This window comes from Rhodococcus sp. T9N (genome assembly GCF_024436645.1).
GTDB classification, from domain to species: Bacteria; Actinomycetota; Actinomycetes; order Mycobacteriales; family Mycobacteriaceae; genus Rhodococcus_F; species Rhodococcus_F qingshengii.
Map to the genome: position 1 here is coordinate 1 of NZ_JAMSKS010000078.1, position 527 is coordinate 527.

At 61.9% G+C, this 527-nt stretch carries 1 protein-coding gene; it reads left to right on the forward strand.

What is annotated here, in order from left to right; translation table 11 throughout:
• Positions 1-105 precede the first annotated feature (105 nt).
• Positions 106-527 (forward strand): hypothetical protein (locus tag M1L53_RS33100; RefSeq protein WP_261949524.1); only part of this gene is annotated, 422 nt, incomplete at its 3' end.

Sequence of the window (527 nt, forward strand, 5' to 3'; positions counted from 1 at the left end):
GACAACTAAACGCACCACAGCACCGACAAGGCGCCTCTCGCAAACTGGCGGGGGGCGCCTTGTCGTGCATAACGGCGGGCGGAAACGCCTTCAAGGAGAGCCCTGATGGCACTGGAATACTCAACCGTCCGAATCAACATCACCACGATCGCCGCAGACGGCATCGACGTCGACGACATCCCCGACGACACCCCGTTGACCGGCAGCCTCGAACTCGCACCCATGATCGCCGCAGGATCCGCGATCCAGTACGACGACGGCGGCACACTCAAACTGAAGACGGTCTCGCCCATCACAGTCGACCTCGGCGTCACCGGCGACATCTCCCACCAAGGCCGCGACTACGTCAAGGTCCTCGCACCCACAGCGTCGACAACGAACCTCGCGCAACTGCAGTGGCGCGCCAGCTTCAAGAACCTCCGCTACGGCTCGCAGGTAATCACCATGCAGCCGATCTACTTCTATGCCACTCCTGGCGCCGAGATCAACCTCGCCGACAATGTGAATGTTGCGCCGTCATCGTTGGC